This window comes from Streptomyces sp. NPDC002889, assembly GCF_042888425.1.
Taxonomy (GTDB): domain Bacteria; phylum Actinomycetota; class Actinomycetes; order Streptomycetales; family Streptomycetaceae; genus Streptomyces.
The window spans coordinates 387,114-407,254 of the sequence record NZ_JBIAPT010000001.1; the positions used below are offsets into that span (position 1 = coordinate 387,114).

At 70.4% G+C, this 20,141-nt stretch carries 16 protein-coding genes; 13 read left to right on the plus strand and 3 right to left on the minus strand.

From position 1 onward, the window contains the following. Positions 1–667: 667 nt before the first annotated feature. The 8 genes from ACFYWI_RS01705 to ACFYWI_RS01740 all read left to right on the plus strand — a co-directional run bounded on the left by ACFYWI_RS01705 (position 668) and on the right by ACFYWI_RS01740 (position 9,417). Positions 668–796 carry a hypothetical protein gene (locus ACFYWI_RS01705; protein ID WP_389223844.1) on the plus strand — a complete coding sequence of 43 codons (129 nt, stop codon included), beginning with the start codon at positions 668–670 and terminating at the stop codon, positions 794–796. Between the two features lie 102 nt (positions 797–898). Next, positions 899–1,942, plus strand: coding sequence for a 3-isopropylmalate dehydrogenase (locus tag ACFYWI_RS01710; protein ID WP_389223847.1), 1,044 nt, complete (start codon positions 899–901; stop codon positions 1,940–1,942). A 230-nt stretch (positions 1,943–2,172) separates the two neighbouring features. Next, positions 2,173–3,261: a branched-chain amino acid aminotransferase gene (locus tag ACFYWI_RS01715; protein ID WP_389223850.1), complete on the plus strand. Its 1,089-nt coding sequence runs from the start codon at positions 2,173–2,175 to the stop codon at positions 3,259–3,261. A 598-nt stretch (positions 3,262–3,859) separates the two neighbouring features. Next, positions 3,860–4,546, plus strand: a complete 687-nt coding sequence (gene ureA, locus ACFYWI_RS01720; protein ID WP_389223853.1) for an urease subunit gamma — start codon at positions 3,860–3,862, stop codon at positions 4,544–4,546. Continuing rightward, positions 4,546–6,228, plus strand: coding sequence for an urease subunit alpha (locus ACFYWI_RS01725; protein WP_389223856.1), 1,683 nt, complete (start codon positions 4,546–4,548; stop codon positions 6,226–6,228). The genes ureA and ACFYWI_RS01725 overlap by 1 nt, the downstream gene beginning before the upstream one ends. A 26-nt stretch (positions 6,229–6,254) precedes the next feature. Beyond that, complete coding sequence (locus ACFYWI_RS01730; protein ID WP_389223859.1) at positions 6,255–7,265, plus strand: agmatine/peptidylarginine deiminase; 1,011 nt, start codon at positions 6,255–6,257, stop codon at positions 7,263–7,265. 140 nt (positions 7,266–7,405) lie between these two features. Then, positions 7,406–8,014: a TetR family transcriptional regulator C-terminal domain-containing protein gene (locus ACFYWI_RS01735; protein ID WP_389224432.1), complete on the plus strand. Its 609-nt coding sequence runs from the start codon at positions 7,406–7,408 to the stop codon at positions 8,012–8,014. Positions 8,015–8,088: 74 nt separating this feature from the next. Then, on the plus strand, positions 8,089–9,417 hold the full coding sequence (locus tag ACFYWI_RS01740; protein WP_389223863.1) for an MFS transporter: 1,329 nt from the start codon (positions 8,089–8,091) through the stop codon (positions 9,415–9,417). Between the two features lie 43 nt (positions 9,418–9,460). Here the strand turns inward: ACFYWI_RS01740 and ACFYWI_RS01745 are convergent, their stop codons facing one another. Beyond that, positions 9,461–10,288, minus strand: coding sequence for a hypothetical protein (locus ACFYWI_RS01745; RefSeq protein WP_389223866.1), 828 nt, complete (start codon positions 10,286–10,288; stop codon positions 9,461–9,463). A 379-nt stretch (positions 10,289–10,667) separates the two neighbouring features. On the opposite strand from ACFYWI_RS01745, the gene cimA reads away from it, so the two are divergent. Further along, positions 10,668–12,299: a citramalate synthase gene (gene cimA / locus ACFYWI_RS01750; RefSeq protein WP_389223869.1), complete on the plus strand. Its 1,632-nt coding sequence runs from the start codon at positions 10,668–10,670 to the stop codon at positions 12,297–12,299. Positions 12,300–12,425: 126 nt separating this feature from the next. Here cimA and ACFYWI_RS01755 read toward each other — a convergent pair whose 3' ends face one another. After that, entirely contained in the window at positions 12,426–13,544 is a 1,119-nt protein-coding gene (locus ACFYWI_RS01755) for a PP2C family protein-serine/threonine phosphatase (RefSeq protein WP_389223872.1), read from the minus strand. 318 nt (positions 13,545–13,862) lie between these two features. Here ACFYWI_RS01755 and ACFYWI_RS01760 point away from each other — a divergent pair, with 318 nt between their 5' ends. Both ACFYWI_RS01760 and ACFYWI_RS01765 read left to right on the plus strand, forming a co-directional pair. Further along, positions 13,863–15,203 carry a hypothetical protein gene (locus ACFYWI_RS01760; RefSeq protein WP_389223875.1) on the plus strand — a complete coding sequence of 447 codons (1,341 nt, stop codon included), beginning with the start codon at positions 13,863–13,865 and terminating at the stop codon, positions 15,201–15,203. A 132-nt stretch (positions 15,204–15,335) separates the two neighbouring features. Further along, entirely contained in the window at positions 15,336–16,532 is a 1,197-nt protein-coding gene (locus ACFYWI_RS01765) for a S8 family peptidase (protein ID WP_389223878.1), read from the plus strand. A 163-nt stretch (positions 16,533–16,695) separates the two neighbouring features. On the opposite strand, the gene ACFYWI_RS01770 is transcribed toward ACFYWI_RS01765, so the two are convergent. Further along, positions 16,696–17,322, minus strand: coding sequence for a YceI family protein (locus ACFYWI_RS01770; protein WP_389223881.1), 627 nt, complete (start codon positions 17,320–17,322; stop codon positions 16,696–16,698). A gap of 258 nt (positions 17,323–17,580) precedes the next feature. On the opposite strand from ACFYWI_RS01770, the gene ACFYWI_RS01775 reads away from it, so the two are divergent. Both ACFYWI_RS01775 and ACFYWI_RS01780 read left to right on the plus strand, forming a co-directional pair. Next, the gene (locus tag ACFYWI_RS01775) at positions 17,581–18,024 is read left to right on the plus strand and encodes a hypothetical protein (RefSeq protein WP_389223884.1); all 444 of its coding nucleotides are present in this window, start codon (positions 17,581–17,583) and stop codon (positions 18,022–18,024) included. 492 nt (positions 18,025–18,516) lie between these two features. Continuing rightward, positions 18,517–20,127 carry an acyl-CoA carboxylase subunit beta gene (locus tag ACFYWI_RS01780; RefSeq protein ID WP_389223887.1) on the plus strand — a complete coding sequence of 537 codons (1,611 nt, stop codon included), beginning with the start codon at positions 18,517–18,519 and terminating at the stop codon, positions 20,125–20,127. Positions 20,128–20,141: the final 14 nt, after the last annotated feature.

A 20,141-nucleotide genomic window follows, 5' to 3' on the forward strand; every position in this document is an offset into this window, starting at 1 on the left:
CGGACGAGGTCGCGGACGGGCGGGCCGACCTCGGCATCGCGACGATCGGGACGACTTCTCCGGTGCCGCCCGAGCTGGTCGTGCGCGTGCTGGTGGAGGAGGGGTACGCGCTGCTCCATCCGGCCGGGCATGCCGCGCCGCGCTCGCTGCCGCTGGTCGACTTGGCCGAGAACTGCACGTCGTACACGCGCGAGCGGTGGGCGCGGCAGGAGTGGCTGCCCGGGCAACCGTGGAGGCGGAGGACGATGGAGCGGTGCTCTCGATGGTGCCGGCGGCTTCGGGATGGCCGTGATGCCCCAGCTGTCCCTGATCGGAGCACCGGACACCGTCGAGTTCACCGATCTCAAACCGGGGCGCCGCACGCGCTCCGTGGGGTACGTCACCACGCCCGAGCAGGCCGCAACCGTCGCCGTACGCGCACTGATGCGCGAGCTCAGGGTGCTCCCGCCAGGATCTCTTCAAGATCGCGTCTCAGATAGTAGGAAGTCCGAGTAATTGTGGAGACAGGGGCGCGTGGCTGTCCTAACTTTGTAGGAGCCGAACGTATCGCTCGATCCAGCGAATGGCGGTCGTGAGCCAGTGCCCCAGGCAGGCAACCCCTGCGCACCGCTCCCCGCCCCTTCCGGCGCCTTCGAAATCTCTCGCGATCTCCAAGGAGTCGATCACCATGCCCGCTGAGACCGTCCGTCGAGTCCGCCGTTCCTCCCGTACGAGCGAGTCCGACCGCAAGAACGCCGCCGCCGCCCTGCAGCGAGCCCTCGACCGCAGGGACAACGGCGGCGAGACCGGCCACTGACCCGCCCCCGGCCCGTCCCTGTTCCTCACGGGTCCCGCCCGGCGTAGGTCCATATGATGGACATCGTGTGTCATTGAATGGGACGCGGAGTAGGGTGCCGACATGTCTCGCAGCATCAATCTCGCAGTGATCCCCGGTGACGGCATCGGCCAGGAGGTCGTGGCCCAGGGTCTGAAGGTCCTTGCCGCCGTCCTCCCGCAGGATGTGAAGCTGGAGACCAAGGAGTACGACCTCGGCGCCCAGCGCTGGCACCGCACCGGGGAGACCCTCCCGGACGCGGAGCTCGACTCCCTCAAGAACCACGACGCGATCCTGCTCGGCGCCATCGGCGACCCGTCGGTGCCGTCCGGAGTGCTGGAGCGCGGGCTGCTGCTCAAACTGCGGTTCGCCTTCGACCACTATGTCAACCTGCGGCCGTCGAAGCTGTTCCCGAACACGGCGACGCCGCTGGCCGGCCGTCCCCAGATCGACTTCGTCGTGGTCCGCGAGGGCACCGAGGGCCCGTACACGGGCAACGGCGGCTCGCTGCGTACGGGTACGGAGCACGAGGTCGCCACCGAGGTCAGTCTCAACACCGCGTTCGGCGTGGAGCGCGTCGTCCGCGACGCGTACGAGCGGGCCAATGCCCGCCCCCGCAAGAAGCTGACGCTGGTCCACAAGAACAACGTCCTCGTCTACGCCGGCCACATGTGGAAGAACATCTTCGACAAGGTCGGCCAGGAGTACCCCGAGGTCACTACCGACTACCTGCACGTCGACGCCGCGACGATCTTCTTCGTCACCCAGCCGGAGCGCTTCGACGTCATCGTCACCGACAACCTTTTCGGTGACATCCTGACCGACCTCGCCGCCGCCGTGACCGGCGGTATCGGCCTGGCCGCGTCCGGCAACATCAACCCGACGGGCGCGTTCCCGTCGATGTTCGAGCCCGTCCACGGCTCGGCGCCCGACATCGCGGGCACCGGCAAGGCCGACCCGACGGCCACCATCCTCTCCGTCGCCCTCCTGCTGCGTCACCTCGGCTTCGAGGCGGAGGCCGTGCGCATCGAGGAGACCGTGTCCGCCGACCTCGCGGAGAGGGACGGCAGCACCTTCCGTACGACGGACCAGGTCGGCGACGCGCTCGCGGTACGAGTAGCGAGCTGACCTGCCGGTACCACCACAGCCGCCGGGTCGCATACGCACCCGGCGGCTTCTCCTGTGCGGCCCGAGGGTGCCACCATCCATCCAGGGCCGTACTCACCCCGTTCCCTGCACGGTTTCCCACGGGCGATAATCGTCCGTGGGCCGTGACACGCGGGAGAACTCGGACGTCCAAGCATCAGCAGCGGCGTGCGCGCGGTCCGTCACAACAACCGGTGAAGGACACTGCACTCATGACGACGCCCTCGATCGAGCTCAAGCCCTCCTCGCACCCGCTGTCCGACGCGGAGCGCGAGGCGATCCTGGTCAACCCCGGATTCGGCCGCCACTTCACCGATCACATGGTGACGATCAAGTGGACCGAAGGACGCGGTTGGCACGACGCCCAGCTCGTCCCGTACGCGCCGCTGTCGATCGACCCCGCCAACATGACCCTGCACTACGCGCAGGAGATCTTCGAGGGGCTCAAGGCCTACCGCCGTCCCGACGGCTCCGTAGCCACCTTCCGCCCCGAGGCCAACGCCAGGCGCTTCCAGGCGTCCGCCCGCCGCCTGGCCATGCCCGAGCTGCCCGTCGAGACCTTCCTCGCCGCCTGTGACGCCTTGGTCCAGCAGGACAAGGCATGGGTGCCCGCGCACGGGGGCGAGGAGTCGCTCTACCTGCGCCCGTTCATGATCGCCACCGAGGTCGGCCTGGGCGTGCGCCCCGCCAACGAGTACCTCTTCATCGTCATCGCGTCGCCCGCGGGCGCCTACTTCCCCGGCGGCGTCAAGCCGGTCTCCATCTGGCTGTCCGAGGACCGCGTACGCGCCGTCCCCGGCGGCATGGGGGACGCCAAGACCGGCGGCAACTACGCCGCGTCCCTGCTCGCCCAGGCCGAGGCGGCCGCGAAGGGCTGTGACCAGGTCGCCTACCTCGACGCGGTGGAGCACAAGTGGGTCGAGGAACTGGGCGGCATGAACCTGTACTTCGTGTACGGGGACACGATCATCACGCCCGAGCTCACCGGCTCGCTGCTCGCCGGCATCACCCGTGACTCGCTCCTTCAGCTGGCCGAGGACCTCGGCTACAAGTCCGAGGAGGGCAGGGTCTCCATCGACCAGTGGAAGGCCGACAGTGAGAACGGCACGCTCACCGAGGTCTTCGCCTGCGGTACGGCCGCGGTCATCACCCCGGTCGGCCGTGTCAAGAGCGCGAGCGGCGAATGGACGCAGTCCGGCGGCCGGCCGGGCGAGGTCACGCTGAAGTTGCGCAAGGCGCTGCTGGACATCCAGACAGGCAAGGCGGAGGACGTCCACGGCTGGACGCACCCGGTGGGCTGAGCACGTCCGGCGAAGAGGAAGCCCGTCCCGGGGGCGGGGCGGGCTTCCTCGCTTCTTCACGGGCCGGGGACGGTTCACAGGCCCGCGCACTCTCCGGCACCGGCGCAGCGATCGCGGGCCGGCACCGACGGGGCCCGTCGGTGCCGCGTACACGGCTCCGCCCACCAGGCCCGACAGGACGAAGCCGCGGTCCAGGCTGCCGGTCTGCGCGAGCAGGGGCCCTCGTACAGCGAGGTGGACACGGCGCCGAGGCCCACCACCGCGCCCACGCCGATGGCGTCGTGGCATGGGGTGCCATCCGATGCGGCACCAGTGGGGCCCGCCGCACGCCTTGCGGTGTGATGAAGGCGAATCGGGCCGCTCAGGCCCGCGCGACCATGGAAAGTCCCCAGGTCGGCCAGAGGGCGGGCACGGTCTCGACTTCGCGCTGTTCGATCGGCATGAGGCTTCCCTGGACGTTCGATTATTTGAGTATCGCTCTAATTGAGTGCTGCTCAATGTGGGTCATCTCTCTCCTGAAGCCAATATGTGATTCCGATGCTTCCGCTCAAAGGAGGGTTCTCATTAGAGTGATGCTCAAACGAGGAGGTGCGATGACGTGCGACTGACCCCGAGCGAACGCGACCGGCTGCTGCTGTTCGGCGCCGCCGAGCTGGCGAGGGCGCGACGGGCGCGCGGACTGCGGCTCAATGTCCCGGAGGCGACCGCGCTCATCGCGGACACCGTCTGCGAGGCGGCCCGCGACGGACAGCGCCTCGCCCAGGCCATCGAGGCGGCGCGCGCCGTGCTCGGCCCCGATGACGTGCTCCCGGGCGTCGCCGATGTCGTCACCGAAGTGCACGTCGAGGCCGTCTTCGACGACGGGTCGCGGCTCGCCGTCGTCACCGACCCGATCGGCGGCGGCGCACCGGGGGCGGGCGCGCCGGGCGCGCTGCTGCCGGGACCCGGGTACGACGAGCCCGGGCCGGCGCTCACGCTGACCGTGCACAACACCGCCATCGTGCCCGTCAGCGTCACCTCGCACTTCCACTTCTTCGAGGCCAATCCGCGGCTCCGCTTCGACCGGGCCGCGGCCTACGGCATGCGGCTCGCCGTGCCGGCCGGCTCCTCGGTCCGCTTCGAACCCGGCGGCCAGGCGGAGGTCGGCGTGCTGCCCATCGGCGGCGACCGGATCGCCATCGGCTTCGCCGGCCTGGTCGACGGCCCGCTGGATGCCCCCGGCGCGAAGGCGGAGGCGCTGCGGCGGGCGGCGGCCTGCGGCTATCTCGGAGCGGAGGAGAACTGATGGACCCCTATGAATACGCATCCGTGCACGGCCCCCGCGCCGGCGACCGGGTCGTGCTCGGGGACTCCGGACTCGTCGTCCGCGTCGAGTCCGACGCGCAGAAGCCCGGCGACGAGTTCCTGGCCGGCTTCGGCAAGACCGCCCGCGACGGGCTCCACCTCAAGGCCGCGGCCGTACGCGAGACGTGTGACGTCGTGATCAGCAACGTCGTCGTCATCGACGCCGTGCAGGGCATCCGCAAGGTCTCCATCGGCATCCGCGAAGGCCGTATCCACGCCATCGGACGTGCCGGTAACCCGGACACGCTCGACGGCGTGGACGTCGTCGTCGGCACCGGCACGTCGATCGTCTCCGGCGAGGGGCTGATCGCGACCGCGGGAGCCGTCGACACCCACGTACACCTGCTGTCGCCGCGCATCATGGAAGCCTCGCTCGCCTCCGGCGTCACCACCGTCATCGGCCAGGAGTTCGGCCCGGTGTGGGGCGTCGGCGTCAACTCGCCCTGGGCGCTGAAGCACGCCTTCAACGCCTTCGACGCCTGGCCCGTCAACATCGGCTTCCTGGCCCGCGGTTCGTCCTCCGACCCGGCCCCGCTGGTCGAGGCGCTGGCCGAGGGCGGGGCGTCCGGCTTCAAGGTCCACGAGGACATGGGAGCGCACACCCGTGCCCTGGACACCGCCCTGCGCGTCGCCGATGACCACGACGTCCAGGTCGCGCTGCACAGCGACGGTCTGAACGAGTGTCTGTCCGTCGAGGGCACCCTGCGCGTCCTCGACGGCCGTACGATCCACGCCTTCCACATCGAGGGCTGCGGCGGCGGACACGTACCGAACGTCCTGAAGATGGCGGGCGTGGCCAACGTCATCGGCTCCTCCACCAACCCCACCCTGCCCTTCGGCCGGGACGCGGTCGCCGAGCACTACGGCATGATCGTCTCCGTCCATGACCTCAAGACCGACCTGCCCGGCGACGCGGCGATGGCCCGCGACCGGATCCGTGCCGGGACCATGGGCGCGGAGGATGTACTGCACGACCTCGGCGCGATCGGCATCACCTCGTCCGACGCGCAGGGCATGGGCCGGGCGGGGGAGACCGTACGCCGCACCTTCGCCATGGCCGGGAAGATGAAGGCAGAGCTCGGCCCGATGGACGGCGACGGCGCGCACGACGACAACGCGCGCGTTCTGCGCTACCTGGCCAAACTGACCATCAACCCCGCACTCGCGCACGGCCTCGCGGACGAGATCGGCTCCATCGACGTGGGCAAGCTGGCCGACATCGTGCTGTGGCGCCCGGAGTTCTTCGGCGCGAAGCCCCAACTGGTGCTGAAGTCGGGCTTCCCGGCCTACGGTGTCGTGGGCGACCCCAACGCCGCGACCGACACCTGCGAACCCCTGGTCCTCGGGCCGCAGTTCGGGGCGTACGGCGCGACCCCTGCCGACATCTCCGTCGCGTTCGTGGCGAAGGCCGCCGTCGACCTCGGCTCGGACCTGATGCCCACCCGCCGCCGCCGGGTCGCCGTCCGCGGCACCCGCGGCATCGGTCCGGGCGATCTGCTGCTCAACTCCCGCACCGGGGAGGTGTCGGTGGACGCCCGCACGGGCCTGGTCACACTCGACGGTGCTCCCCTGCGCTCCGAGCCCGCCGACTCGATCTCCCTCAACCGCCTCTACTTCCTGTAGACCGACGAAGCCTCGAGGACCGACTCATGTTCCGCATGGCGCCCGAGTGGGCCGCGCACGAGCGCACCTGGATGGCCTGGCCCGGCCCCAACGCGACCTTCACCGACGAGGCGGAGCTGGCCGAGGCCCGCGCGGCCTGGGCGGCGGTCGCCCGCGCCGTACGCCGCTTCGAACCGGTGACGATGGTCGTCGGACCGGGGCAAACGGCATCCGCGCGTGAGCTCCTCGGACCGGACATCGACCTCGTCGAACGCGAGCTGGACGACGCGTGGATGCGCGACATCGGTCCCACCTTCGTCACCGACGGCAGCCGACTCGCCGCCGTGGACTGGGTGTTCAACGGCTGGGGTGCGGCCGACTGGGCACGCTGGGAGCACGACGAGAAGATCGCCCGCCATGTCGCCGACCTCGCCGGCGTCCCCGTCCACCCCTCGCCACTGGTCAACGAGGGCGGCGCGTTCCATGTCGACGGCGAGGGCACGGTCCTGCTCACCGACACGGTCCAGCTCGGCCCGGAACGCAACCCCGGATGGACCCGTGCCCAGGTCGAGGCCGAGATCCACGCCCGCCTCGGCACGAAGAAGGCGATCTGGCTCCCACGCGGCCTGAGCGGCGACTACGGCATGTACGGCACCCGCGGCCATGTCGACATCGTGGCGGCGTTCGCCGGCCCGGGCGTCGTGGTCGCGCACACCCAGCCCGACCCGTCCCACCCCGACCACGAGCTCTGCGAGGCGAACGTCGCCCTCCTCCGCTCCCAGACGGACGCGAAGGGCCGCCGCCTGGAGGTCGTCGAGGTCCCGGCCCCGACGGTGCTCGAGGAGGACGGTGAGTGGGTCGACTACTCGTACATCAACCACTACGTCTGCAACGGGGGGGTGGTGCTGTGCGGCTTCGACGACCCGCGGGACGAGAGCGCGGCGGGCATCCTCCGTCGGCTGTACCCGGGCCGGACGGTGACGCTGGTGGACGCGAGGGCGATCTTCGCGGGCGGCGGCGGTATCCACTGCATCACGCAGCAGCAGCCGAAGGTCTGACATTCGCCGGGGCGGCCGTGGGCTTGTCACGCAGGTCCCGGCAGAGCGAGCGCCCGCGGCCTGCCCGACCGAATGGCGGACTACGGATGGACGATCAGGTAGAACGTACGAGTGAACGTACTGCCCCCGGCGGCCGCCGTATGACCCCCGCGGCCCGCCGTCGCAATGTCGCCCCGCCCCGTGAGGCGCTGCTCGCCGCGGCCATGTCCACCATCGCCGAGCGGGGACTGGACGGGCTGACCATGGCCGGCCTCGGGCGCGAGGTCGGGATGAGCAGCGGGCATCTGCTCTATTACTTCCGCACCAAGGACGAACTGCTGCTGCAGACCCTGGAGTGGAGCGAGGGGCGGCTCGGTGCCGCGCGCAGCGCGCTGCTGTCCCGGCAGGCGACGGCGCGCGAGCGGCTCGACTCGTACGTCGATCTGTACGTCCCCGACGGGCCGCGCGACCCGCACTGGACGCTCTGGCTCGAGGTCTGGAACCGCTCGCAGAACGCCGCCGACGACGCCCGCGCCCGCCAGGCCGCCATCGAGGGCGCCTGGCACCGGGACCTGGTGGCGCTGCTCGCCGAGGGCATCTCCCGCGGCGAGTTCCGGGCCGTGGACCCGGACCGCTTCGCGGCCCGGCTGCGCGCTCTGCTCGACGGTTTCAGCGTTCATGTCGCGGTCGGCATACCGGGTACAAGCCGGGCTCAAGTGCTCGCCCACATGCGGGAGTTCATCGAGGACGGGCTGTACCCGGGAACGTAACGAACACAAGTACTCCCGATCGTTGCCCGCTGCAGGCTTGTTCGGCTCAGGGCCGTTCCGGCACGGTTCGGATCATGGGACGAGAGCACTGGAAAAAAATCTGGGTCGGATCCGCCGGGAACATGGTCGAGTGGTTCGACTGGTTCGTGTACGCGAGTTTCGCGACCTACTTCGCGGGGGCGTTCTTCCCCGAGGGCAACGACACCGCCAAGCTCATGAACACCGCCGGCATCTTCGCCGTCGGCTTCTTCATGCGTCCGGTCGGCGGCTGGCTGCTCGGCCGGGTCGGTGACCGCAAGGGCCGCAAGGCGGCGCTGACACTGACCGTCACGCTGATGTCCGCTTCGGCGGTGCTGATCGCGGTCGCGCCGACGTACGGGGTCGCCGGATACGGCGGCGCGGCCGTCCTGCTGATCGCGCGCCTGCTCCAGGGACTGTCCGTCGGAGGCGAGTACGCCGCCAGCGCCACCTACCTCACCGAGGCGTCCGCACCGCGGCACCGCGGCTTCGCGTCCAGCTTCCAGTACGTGTCGATGACGGCGGGCCAGATCCTCGGCCTCGGACTGCAGATCCTGCTGCAGCGCACCATGTCGGACGACGCTCTGCACAGCTGGGGCTGGCGCATCCCGTTCATCGTCGGCGCGCTCGGCGCGGCGGTCGTGTTCTATCTGCGCCGCACCATGCTCGAGACCGACGTGTACGAGGAGTCCGCCGACGGCACCCCCGCCGAGGGCAAAGGCACGCTCAAGGCGCTGTGGGCGCACAAGCGCGAGGCGTTCCTGGTCGTCGCGCTCACCATGGGCGGCACGGTCGCGTATTACACCTACACGACGTATCTGACGAAGTACCTGTCCAACTCCGCGGGTCTGCCCAAGCAGACCGCGACCCTGGTCTCCTTCTGCGCGCTGATCGTCTTCGCCTGTCTGCAGCCGCTCGCGGGGAGGCTGTCGGACCGCATCGGTCGGCGCCCGCTGCTGATCACCTTCGCGCTCGGCTCGACCTTCCTGACCGTGCCGATCATGACGATGCTCAAGCACGCGGGCTCGTTCTGGCCCGCCCTCGGGCTCTCGCTGCTCGCGCTCGTGGTGATCACCGGCTACACGTCGATCAACGCGTGCGTGAAGGCCGAGCTCTTTCCGACCGGGGTGCGCGCACTGGGAGTCGCCCTGCCGTACGCCATCGCCAACGCGCTGTTCGGCGGCACTGCGGAGTACGTGGCGCTGTGGTTCAAGGACGCGGGGCTCGAGTCCGGCTTCTCCTGGTACGTGGCGGGCTGCGCGGCGGTGTCGCTGGTGGTCTACCTGACGATGCGCGAGACCCGTGACATCGACCTCGGGCGGGTCGGTGAGCCCGCTCCCGTACGGGAGCCCGAGCCGGCGAAGACTCCGGCCGCATCCGCCTGACGAGGGCAGGGCAGCCGGTGAGCGCGGTGCGCCCGCGCGGCGGTCACCGGCCCGCGGCCGCGGCCGCCTGCTGCGTCAGGCGTTGCCGCATCGTGCGAAGGCCGTCGGCCGCCTGCTCGCGGATCCGGTCCGTCTGCTTCGCGTCCCCGCTGGCGCTCGCGGTCAGCACTCGCTCGTTCGCCCGCCCGGTGAGCAGGACGTAGACGAAGTTCGTCTTCGTCCCGTCGTCGGCGACGACCTGCTTGCCCTCCTCGGACACCAGCTCCTCGAAGCCGGGCACCTTCGGAGGGGCCGCCTCGCGCACCCCGGTCCAGCGCGCATTGCCCTGGTGCTGGTCGGGGCAGCGGTGGATCGCTTCCCTGGCATCGGCCACGTACTGCTCCGCTGCGGCCTCGTCGGCGTACACCCGTACCTCGGAGGTCGCGGAGAGAGTGAACTCCTCGTTGTAGACGGTGCGTGAGATGGAGGCCAGCGTGCCGGCGCGGCTGGCGCGGGTGGACCACTCGCAGGTCTCCAGCACCACGGATTCAGGCACCGGCGAGGTCTCGTAACGATCACTCTCGACGAATCCGGGCCCCCAGTCCGTGGTGGTCAGAGCCACCCGTGCCGCGAGATCCCGGGCTGCCGCCCTCGCGGCCGCCGAGTCGACCGGCGAGGGCGACACGGAGTCGCTGCCGCTCTCGGCCCCACCGTTGCCGCCCCCTCCCCGCAGCAGGGTCACCAGCACCACGGCAAGCGCCAGTACCACGGCCGCGAGGACGCCGCCGATGATCAGCGCGCGCGTGCGGCGGGGCGGCCGGCGGCCGGGCCCGGGTGCGGGGAGAGAGGCCAACGGGCCGGTCGGCGGGCCGGGGGGAGGGAGTGAGCTCACGCTGTTCCCTTACCACCGCACACCGTCGGACCCCGCCCGCCGATCGGGTGCACAGGGCCCGACGCACCTTCGCCCAGCGGCCCGCCCGCATGCTGAGACCGGTGTCCATGAGGACGCGCGCGTGTGGCAGACTGCCATCGTGCTCTCGTTCGCCATGATTATCGGCAGCAGCGCGCCGGTCCGCAGTGACCGCTGAACCGTGAACAGCAACCCCTCGCGGCAGCGGCACCGTGCCCCAGACCCGCGCGCAGACCTCTCGCACCCGCGAGGGGTTTTTTCGTTTTACGGCCCCACCCAGGCCAGAGGCGAACCGCGCGAAGATGGGGGCAGTGGAGCCAGAACTTCCGGAGCCACTCATCCGACAGGAGTCAAGACAGCCATGACCACCAAGGCCACGGAAACGGAGACCGACGGCAGTCTTCGTGCCGACGACAGCTTTCATGTCTTCGACACGACGCTGCGCGACGGTGCGCAGCGCGAAGGCATCAACCTCACTGTCGCGGACAAGCTGACGATCGCCCGGCACCTGGACGAGTTCGGCGTGGGCTTCATCGAGGGCGGCTGGCCCGGCGCCAACCCGCGGGACACCGAGTTCTTCGCCCGTGCGCAGCAGGAGATCACCTTCCGCAACGCCCAGCTCGTCGCCTTCGGCGCCACCCGCCGTGCCGGTGCCAGGGCCAGTGAGGACCCCCAGGTCAAGGCCCTCCTCGACTCGGGTGCCCCGGTGATCACGCTGGTCGCCAAGTCCCACGACCGGCATGTCGAGCTCGCGCTGCGCACGACGCTGGAAGAGAACCTGGAGATGGTCCGCGACACCGTCTCCTACCTGTGCGAACAGGGCCGGCGGGTGTTCGTGGACTGTGAGCACTTCTTCGACGGCTACCGCGCCGATCCCGAGTACGCCAAGTCCGTGGTCCGCACCGCCGCCGAGGCGGGCGCCGACGTCGTCATCCTGTGCGACACCAACGGCGGCATGCTGCCCGCCCAGGTCCAGGCCGTCGTCTCGACGGTGCTCGCCGACACCGGCGCGCGTCTTGGCATCCACGCCCAGGACGACACGGGCTGCGCCGTCGCCAACACCCTGGCCGCCGTCGACGCGGGTGCCACGCATGTGCAGTGCACCGCCAACGGTTACGGCGAGCGGGTCGGCAACGCCAACCTGTTCCCGGTGGTCGCCGCGCTGGAGCTGAAGTACGGCAAGAAGGTGCTGCCCACGGGCGCGCTCGCCGAGATGACCCGTATCTCGCACGCCATCGCCGAGGTCGTCAACCTCACGCCTTCCACCCACCAGCCCTATGTGGGTGTATCCGCCTTCGCCCACAAGGCCGGGCTGCACGCGTCCGCGATCAAGGTCGATCCCGACCTGTACCAGCACATCGACCCCGAGCTGGTCGGCAACACCATGCGGATGCTCGTTTCCGACATGGCCGGCCGGGCGTCCATCGAGCTGAAGGGCAAGGAGCTCGGGATCGACCTCGGCGGCGACCGCGAGCTGGTCGGCCGGGTCGTCGAGCGGGTCAAGGAACGCGAGCTCAAGGGCTACACCTACGAGGCGGCCGACGCGTCCTTCGAGCTGCTGCTGCGCGAGGAGGCGGAGGGCCGCGCCCGCCGCTACTACCGCACCGAGTCCTGGCGCGTGATCGTCGAGGACCGCCCCGACGGCATCCACGCCAATGAGGCCACGGTGAAGCTGTGGGCCAAGGGCGAGCGCATCGTCGCCACCGCCGAGGGCAATGGTCCGGTCAACGCGCTGGACCGGGCGATGCGGGTCGGCCTGGAGAGGATCTACCCGCAACTGGCCAAGCTGGAGCTGATCGACTACAGGGTCCGCATCCTCGAAGGACGCCACGGCACGGGCTCCACCACCCGCGTCCTGATCACGACGGGCGACGGAAGCGGCGAGTGGTCGACGGTCGGGATCGGCGGCAACATCATCGCCGCCTCCTGGCAGGCGCTGGAGGACGCGTACACCTACGGCCTGCTGCGGGCCGGGGTGGAGCCGACGGACTAGATCGTGAACAGCGGAGGGTTCCGGCGGCCGTGTCCGCCGGAACCCTCCGCTTCTGCTGGTCGAGGGGCTGCGATCCCACGTACGCTGCCCGGCCGACCGGCGATCCCACCCAGGGCTTCCGGCCACCTACGTGGGGTGCTCCTGGGCCCAGGTGTCCGGGCGCCGCACGGCGAGGGCCGCGATGTCGTCGTCCAGCCTTCCGCCGCTGTAGCGGAGCAGGTCCCGGTGAAGCCGGTCGAGCAGCTCACGGGGCGGCGCCAGGTCCTGCCGCCGCATCCAGTCCGGCAGGGAGAAGAACTCGCCGGTGCGGTCCCGGGTCTCCGTTACGCCGTCGGTGTACAGCAGTATCTGGTCGCCCGGGGCGAAGACGACGGTGTCGATGCAGTAGTGATCTCCGATGAGGTTCGCGAGGTTGAGGGGCGGCGAGGTGGCGGTGGGCTCCAGTACGTGGATCTCCCCGCGGCGCACGAGCAGTGGCGGGGGATGCCCGCAGTTGAGAAGTCTGATGTGGCCGCTGCCGTGCGGGATCTCGGCGAGAATCGCGGTGGCGAAGCGCTCCGGCAGGTCCTGGGCGGGGAATGCGACGCTGTAGCGGGTGATGCTGGTCTCCAGACGATGGATGATGCCCCGCAGGTCGGGCTCGTCGTACGCGGCCTCCCTGAAGCAGCTGATCACCGCCGCGGCAGCCCCCACCGCGGGCAGGCCCTTGCCGCGTACGTCGCCGATGAGCAGCCGGACCCCGTACGGTGTGTCGGCCGCCTCGTAGAAGTCGCCGCCGATCCGGGCCTGCTCCTGGGCCGCCAGATACAGCGACTCGATCTCGACGTCCTGGATGCTGCGCGGCAGGGGGCGCAGCAGCACTTTCTGGGCCGCGTCGGCGATGAGCCGGATGTGGAAGAGAGCCTCCTCCCGTTGGAGTCGGACATGGCTCGCGTATGCGGCCGCCAGGGTGACCGCGATGATCGCCGCCGCCGTGTACGGCGTCCCCAGGTCGGTGTAGACGAGGCCGAGGCCGATCATGACCAGCAGGCAGAACGACCCCAGCAGGATGGTGGGAAGCACGGGCCACATGGCGGCGGCGAGGGCGGGTGCGGCGGGCAGGAGGCGGCTGAAGGCGATCTCCCTCGGTGTGGAGAACGCCAGGCCGGCGATGAGGACGGTAAGGATCACCGGTGACAGCCGGGCCGCTTCCCACCGGCCGCCATAGAGAGGGCGACGGCGCCGCAGCCGTCCGGGTGTGATCACAAAATGCATCATATCGGGACGAAGTGGCTGTCGAGCTCCGATGCAACATGCGGTGCCCGCCCCGTGATCGGTCGCTTGAGGCAGGGATACGCGGTCTGCCTGTCTGATCGGGCGGTCCGGCTGTCATGGCGAAGCCGTTCGCGCAAGCGGGCCACCTGCTGCTCGGCGGCAACCCGACCGGCGCGGTCGCCGAACTGACCACCGCCTGCGGAGCAGGCCGGTCCGCCGGTCGAGGCCCGGGGTCCTGGGGCGAGGCCCCAGGAAAAGCGCATGGGCAGTATTTATCCTAAAAAGAGCCGTTTCGGGTAGTTTCGAAGTATGAAGACCAGGCTGCTGACCGCACTGTCCGGTCTGCTGCTCGCGCTCTCGGCGTCCGCCCTCGGGGTGGCTCCGGGAGCGCAGGCGGCCACCGGTCCCGAGACCGTGGCCGAGGCGCTCAAGGAGGGTCCGGTCTATGTGGACCCGGGCGCCGCCGGCCAGCTCTCCCCGGCCGAAGCCGAAGCACTGGCCCAGAAGATCAAGGACGCGGACAAGCCGGTCTTCGTCGCCGTGCTGCCCGCGACCCCCGCCTTCCCGGCGGACAGCATCCTCAGGACCGTGCGTACCGAGACCGGCATCACCGGGCTGTACGCGATCCGGCTCGGCAACGGTTTCGACGCCGGCGCGGACCGCAGCGTCATGGCCCCCCAGGCCGTCCGCAATCTCACCGACGCCGTGAAGGCCGGTGGGCCGGTCGACGCCGCCACCCAGCTCGACAACTTCGTCGACCAGGCGCTCCCGCAGGTCCGCGGCAGCGCACCCGCCTCCTGGGACGCGGGCTCGGCCGCCGACGGCGGCGTCAGCGCCGTCGGCCTGGTCACCCTCGGCGCGATCGCCGCCGCGGGCGGCGCCACCGCGTTCGCGGTCGTCCGCAACAAGCGCCGCCGCAAGGCCGAGGAGGAGCGGGCCGCACTCGAGAAGCTGCGCGTGGTCGTCGACGAGGACATCACCGCCTTCGGGGAGGAGCTCGACCGCCTCGACTTCCACCCCTCGGAGAAGGGCGCGGACGACGCCATGCGCGCCGACTACGAGCGCGCACTCGACTCGTACGACGTGGCCAAATCGCGCATGGGCGCGGCCGGACACCCCTCGGACGTACGGAGCGTCACCGAGGCACTGGACGACGGCCGTCACTCGCTGGCGGTCCTGGCCGCGCGCCGCGGGGGCAGGCCCGTACCGGAGCGCCGCGCCCCCTGCTTCTTCGACCCCCGCCACGGCCCCTCGGCCACCGATGTCTCCTGGTCCCCGACCGGCGGCACCGCCCGCGACGTCCCCGTCTGCGCCGCGGACGCGGCGCGCCTGAAGAACGGCCAGGACCCCATGGCCCGCACCGTCGAGACGGACGACGGCCGCAGGCCCTACTGGGAGGCCGGCCCGGCGTACGGCCCCTGGGCCGGCGGCTACTTCGGCGGCGGTCTCCTGCCCGGCCTGCTGGCGGGCACGTTGCTCGGCACCATGCTCTCCACCCCGGCGTACGCATCCGAGTACGGCGGCGGCGACTTCGCGGGCGGTGACTACTCCGGTGGCGACTTCGGCTCCTCCGACTTCGGCGGCGGGGGCTGGGGCGGCGGCGGCGACTTCGGGGGAGGCGGCGGCTTCGACGGGGGCGGCGGGTTCTAGTCACCGCGTCGGCGCGGCAGCCCAGGGCATGTACGGCAAACGGCGGGGTGCGGACCGGGTGTGCTACTGAAAGAAGCGAATCACTACACCCGGTGATTGTCCGGGATCGCCTTCGGTGTTTGCCTCGTGCGCATGCGAAAAAGCACGAGGCTCAGTTCACTGGTGGCCGCCGCTCTCACCGCGACGCTGCTGACGGCCGGCGCGCTCCCGGCGTCCGCCCGGTCCGACCACACCCCCGTCCAGGAACCCGCTCCGCTGTACCGCTCGGCCGATGCCGTGCCCGGCCAGTACATCGTGACGCTCAGCAAGACCGCGGACTCGACCCAGATGTCGGACCGATTCGGCGTCAGGCCGATGTTCACCTACGAGTCGGCGCTGCACGGATTCGCCGTGGCGCTCACCCCGCTCCAGCTGCAGATCCTGCGCCGGACGCCGGGTGTCGAGTCTGTCGAGGAGGACGCGAGGGCGACCGCGTTCGCAACCGGCGGCAGCGACCCCCGGGCGGCGGCCGCGTCCTGGGGACTGGACCGTATCGACCAGCGCACCCCTGCGCTCGACGGTGCCTTCACGCCGAACAGCACAGGCCGGGGCGCCACCGCGTACATCCTCGACACCGGCATCGACTACGCGCACGCGGAGTTCGGCGGGCGCGCCACGTTCGGTTTCGACGCGGTCGGCGACGGGCGGCTCGGCCAGGACTGCAACGGTCATGGCACGCACGTCGCCGGCACGGTCGGGGGCAGGACGTACGGTGTGGCACGTGAGGTCACGCTGGTCAGCGTCCGCGTGCTGGACTGCCAGGGCACGGGCACCTGGTCGCAGATCGTCGCCGGGCTGGACTGGGTGGCCGCCAACGCCACGCAGCCGGCCGTGCTCAACATGTCCCTGGGCGGCAGGCGTTCCGAGGCCGTGAACAGCGCCGCCACCGCCATCGCCGCCGAGGGGATCCTGCCGGTGGTCGCCGCGGGAAACAGCTCCGAGGACGCTTGTGACATCTCCCCGGCCTCGGCTCAGGACGTGGTGACCGTCGGCGCCACCGACCGGAGCGACGAGCAGACGTCCTTCTCCAACTACGGCGCATGCCTGTGGGTGTACGCCCCTGGAGCGTCCATCGTCTCGGCCGGGCTCGGCGGCGGCACCGTCGCTCTGAACGGCACCTCCATGGCCTCCCCGCATGTCGCCGGTGTCGCGGCGCTCTACAGCGCGAAGCACCCGGAACAGCCCCCGCAGGAGGTCGCCCGATGGCTGGCCGACACATCCACGAAGGATGCGGTGGCCGGCGCCGGCGGCGGCTCGCCCAATCGTCTGCTGTTCACCGACGGGCTCTGAGCGGGCGCGGGCACGACCGAGCGACCGCCCTTGCCGCGGGGGCGGAGGGGCGGTCGGGCTCGTCCGGCCCCTGGTTCCCGGCGCTGTCCGCCGTGGCGGTGCACCACTCGTGTGCTCCGGGCCGGACCGGCCGGGTCGGAGTGCCGGATCGCGGGTGGTCGGGTCAGGCGGCCTGCGGAGCGGCCTTGATCGCGGAGATGTCGAAGGTCAGCTTCACCTTGTCGCTCACCATCACGCCGCCGGCCTCCAGCGCCGCGTTCCAGGTCAGGCCCCAGTCGGAGCGCAGGATCTCGGCACCGCCCTCGAAGCCCACGCGCTCGTTGCCGTACGCGTCGGTGGCGCTGCCGTTGAAGTCCAGGTCGATGGCGAGCGGACGGGCCACGTCCTTGATCGTCAGGTCTCCGGTGATCCGGTACGTGTCGCCGCCCAGCTGCTCGGCGCCGGTGGAGCGGAAGGTCATCTTCGGGAACTTCTCCGCGTCGAAGAAGTCGCCGCTGCGCAGATGGCCGTCACGGTCGGCAATACCCGTGTCGATGCTGGCGATGTCGACGTCGATCGAGGCGCTGGAGCGGGACGGGTCCGCACCGTCCAGGGTCAGGGTGCCCTCGTGGGAGCCGAAGCTGCCGCGGACGTTGGTGACCATGGCGTGCCGGACGGTGAAGCCGATGCTGCTGTGGGCGGGGTCGATGCTGTAGTCGCCGCTGAGCGCCGCCAGCGCGGGATCCACCTCGAGCGTGGAGGTGGCCGGTGAAACGGTGGCGTCGCTGTTCTTGCGGTTGAAGAGGCCCATGACTGCTCCTTGGGGACGGGCGCCGGAGCGCTGTTGTTTAAGCTTCAACGAAAGCGACTGTAGGGCTATTCCGTTCAAAGTTCAACATCTTTGGTGAGTGAGGATTCACCCCAAGGTCGTCGCGGTCCTCCGGCGAGCGCGCGACGACGCCGGGCACCGGCGACCTGCTTCACCCGCACCGTCGCCCCATCGGGAGCGCTGTCCCCACAGGTCACTGGCGGGAGGGGCCCCTGGGTATGAGATCCCGCTCCGCTCTCGGTGCGCTCGCGCTCGCCTCGGGCGCCCTGTCGGCTTCGGCGCGCCCGCGAGGCCGGTACGGGCCGGGCAGGCGAAAGGCTCCGACCGCATCGCGGTCGGAGCCTTTCGCCATGCGTCCCCAACTCGCCTGCGGGGGAGCCGTGTCCACCAGGAGACACCGGGTCGGGGCAGCTCCGCCTCGGCGCCTGTTTCGGCACCGTCTACGAGATCACCCTCGGCGACATCGGCCCGCACGAGTCCGGCAGCGCGAGCGGATCGCTGTCCGCCGTCGGGCAACTCGCCAACAGCATCGGTGCGGCGGCCATCACCACGATCTACTTCCACACCTCCGGCGGCTCGGCGAACGCCGCCGCCCACAGCCTCGCCGTGGTCGCCGCGGCCACTCTCCTCTGCTGCGCCCTGGTGTGGCTGCTGCCCCGCAAGGCCCGGCCCCGGCACCACTGACCGGGAGGGCGGCCGCCCGGGAGCGTGGGCCGGCCGGCGCGCAAAGGGCCGCTGTGCCGGCGGGGACGGCCGGGTGTGGGTTCACGCCAATATCGCGGTGTGAACGGCGGTGGCCGGGTGCACCCGCTCGGCCCAACCCTCGCGAACTTTTGGGAGCCCGGTACTGTGGGCCCGCGCACCACGACACCGCCGACCTGCGTCCCGGACCCTCGCGTACCCCCTGTGATCAGCAAGAATGTGCCCCTCGAGCTACGTGCCACCGGGCGGTGTGCGGCGGCTGTGCGTCACCCCGGGAAGCGCCGGGGCGGATGACGTCCATGAGGTGACGCCCGCCTGAACGGGGTTGTAAGACCCCCACAACGGAAGAGCACTCCCAGCTGGAGAATGACGCTGAGTGCGAAATGGTTCTGTGAGAGCCCCACAGTAGAACGGGCGCGAGACTGTACAGAGTCAACGGCAGGGTTTTCTTGGTCCGGTCCGTAGGGTCGATGCATGACCGTTTTGGACGAGACCACCAGTGAGCCAGTCGACGTCGTCGAGGCCGTCGAGGCCACCGACGCGCGTGGCCGCGTGGCCGAGCTGCACGCCCTGCGCGAGGAGGCCCGGCGAGGCCCCAGCGACCGTGCCACCGAGGCACAGCACGCGAAGGGCAAGCTGACCGCCCGCGAGCGCATCGCGCTGCTGCTGGACGAGGGTTCGTTCCGTGAGGTCGAGCAGCTGCGCCGGCACCGGGCGACCGGTTTCGGCCTGGAGGCCAAGAAGCCGTACACCGACGGTGTCATCACCGGCTGGGGCACGGTCGAGGGCCGCACGGTTTTCGTCTACGCCCACGACTTCCGGATCTTCGGCGGCGCGCTGGGCGAGGCCCACGCCACCAAGATCCACAAGATCATGGACATGGCGATCTCGGCGGGGGCGCCGCTGGTGTCGCTGAACGACGGCGCCGGAGCGCGTATCCAGGAGGGCGTCTCCGCGCTCGCCGGATACGGCGGCATCTTCCAGCGCAACACGCGGGCGTCCGGTGTCATCCCGCAGATCAGCGTGATGCTCGGCCCGTGCGCGGGCGGCGCGGCGTACTCGCCGGCGCTCACCGATTTCGTGTTCATGGTCCGCGAGACCTCGCAGATGTTCATCACCGGACCGGACGTCGTCAAGGCCGTCACCGGTGAGGAGATCACCCAGAACGGGCTGGGCGGCGCGGATGTGCACGCCGAGACCTCGGGCGTCGCGCACTTCGCGTACGACGACGAGGAGACCTGCATCGCCGAGGTGCGCTACCTGCTCGGAATGCTCCCCTCCAACAACCGGGAGAACCCGCCGACGGTCCAGGCCGACGACGCGTCCGACCGGCGTTCGGACGTGCTGCTGGACCTGGTCCCGGCCGACGGCAACCGCCCGTACGACATGCACAAGGTCATCGAGGAGCTTGTCGACGACGGCGACTACCTCGAGATCCACGAGCGCTGGGCGCGCAACATCATCTGCTCGCTCGCCCGGCTCGACGGCCAGGTGGTGGGCATCGTCGCCAACCAGCCGCAGTCCCTGGCCGGTGTCCTGGACATCGAAGCCTCCGAGAAGGCCGCGCGCTTCGTGCAGATGTGCGACGCGTTCAACATCCCGATCATCACGCTTCTGGACGTACCGGGCTTTCTGCCCGGCGTCGACCAGGAGCACGGTGGAATCATCCGGCACGGTGCGAAGCTGCTCTACGCGTACTGCAACGCCACGGTGCCGAGGATCTCGCTGATCCTGCGCAAGGCGTACGGCGGTGCGTACATCGTCATGGACTCCCAGTCCATCGGCGCCGACCTCACCTACGCCTGGCCGACCAACGAGATCGCGGTGATGGGCGCCGAGGGTGCCGCCAATGTCATCTTCCGCAGGCAGATCGCCGAGGCCGACGACCCCGAGACCATGCGCAAGCACATGGTCAAGGAGTACAAGGCCGAGCTGATGCACCCCTACTACGCCGCGGAGCGCGGTCTGGTCGACGACGTCATCGACCCGGCCGAGACACGCGAGGTGCTCATCCGCTCCCTCGCGATGCTCCGTACCAAGCACGCCGACCTGCCGTCCCGCAAGCACGGCAACCCCCCGCAGTAATCCTGCGACGAGAC

Excerpts from the sequence above, each read along its gene's own strand:
- ACFYWI_RS01705 (WP_389223844.1), top strand. The coding sequence starts at position 668 with ATGCCCGCTGAGACCGTCCGTCGAGTCCGCCGTTCCTCCCGTACGAGC.
- ACFYWI_RS01710 (WP_389223847.1), top strand. The coding sequence starts at position 899 with ATGTCTCGCAGCATCAATCTCGCAGTGATCCCCGGTGACGGCATCGGC.
- ACFYWI_RS01715 (WP_389223850.1), top strand. The coding sequence starts at position 2,173 with ATGACGACGCCCTCGATCGAGCTCAAGCCCTCCTCGCACCCGCTGTCC.
- ACFYWI_RS01725 (WP_389223856.1), top strand. The coding sequence starts at position 4,546 with ATGGACCCCTATGAATACGCATCCGTGCACGGCCCCCGCGCCGGCGAC.
- ACFYWI_RS01730 (WP_389223859.1), top strand. The coding sequence starts at position 6,255 with ATGTTCCGCATGGCGCCCGAGTGGGCCGCGCACGAGCGCACCTGGATG.
- ACFYWI_RS01735 (WP_389224432.1), top strand. The coding sequence starts at position 7,406 with ATGACCCCCGCGGCCCGCCGTCGCAATGTCGCCCCGCCCCGTGAGGCG.
- ACFYWI_RS01740 (WP_389223863.1), top strand. The coding sequence starts at position 8,089 with ATGGGACGAGAGCACTGGAAAAAAATCTGGGTCGGATCCGCCGGGAAC.
- cimA (WP_389223869.1), top strand. The coding sequence starts at position 10,668 with ATGACCACCAAGGCCACGGAAACGGAGACCGACGGCAGTCTTCGTGCC.
- ACFYWI_RS01760 (WP_389223875.1), top strand. The coding sequence starts at position 13,863 with ATGAAGACCAGGCTGCTGACCGCACTGTCCGGTCTGCTGCTCGCGCTC.
- ACFYWI_RS01765 (WP_389223878.1), top strand. The coding sequence starts at position 15,336 with ATGCGAAAAAGCACGAGGCTCAGTTCACTGGTGGCCGCCGCTCTCACC.
- ACFYWI_RS01770 (WP_389223881.1), bottom strand. The coding sequence starts at position 17,322 with ATGGGCCTCTTCAACCGCAAGAACAGCGACGCCACCGTTTCACCGGCC.
- ACFYWI_RS01780 (WP_389223887.1), top strand. The coding sequence starts at position 18,517 with ATGACCGTTTTGGACGAGACCACCAGTGAGCCAGTCGACGTCGTCGAG.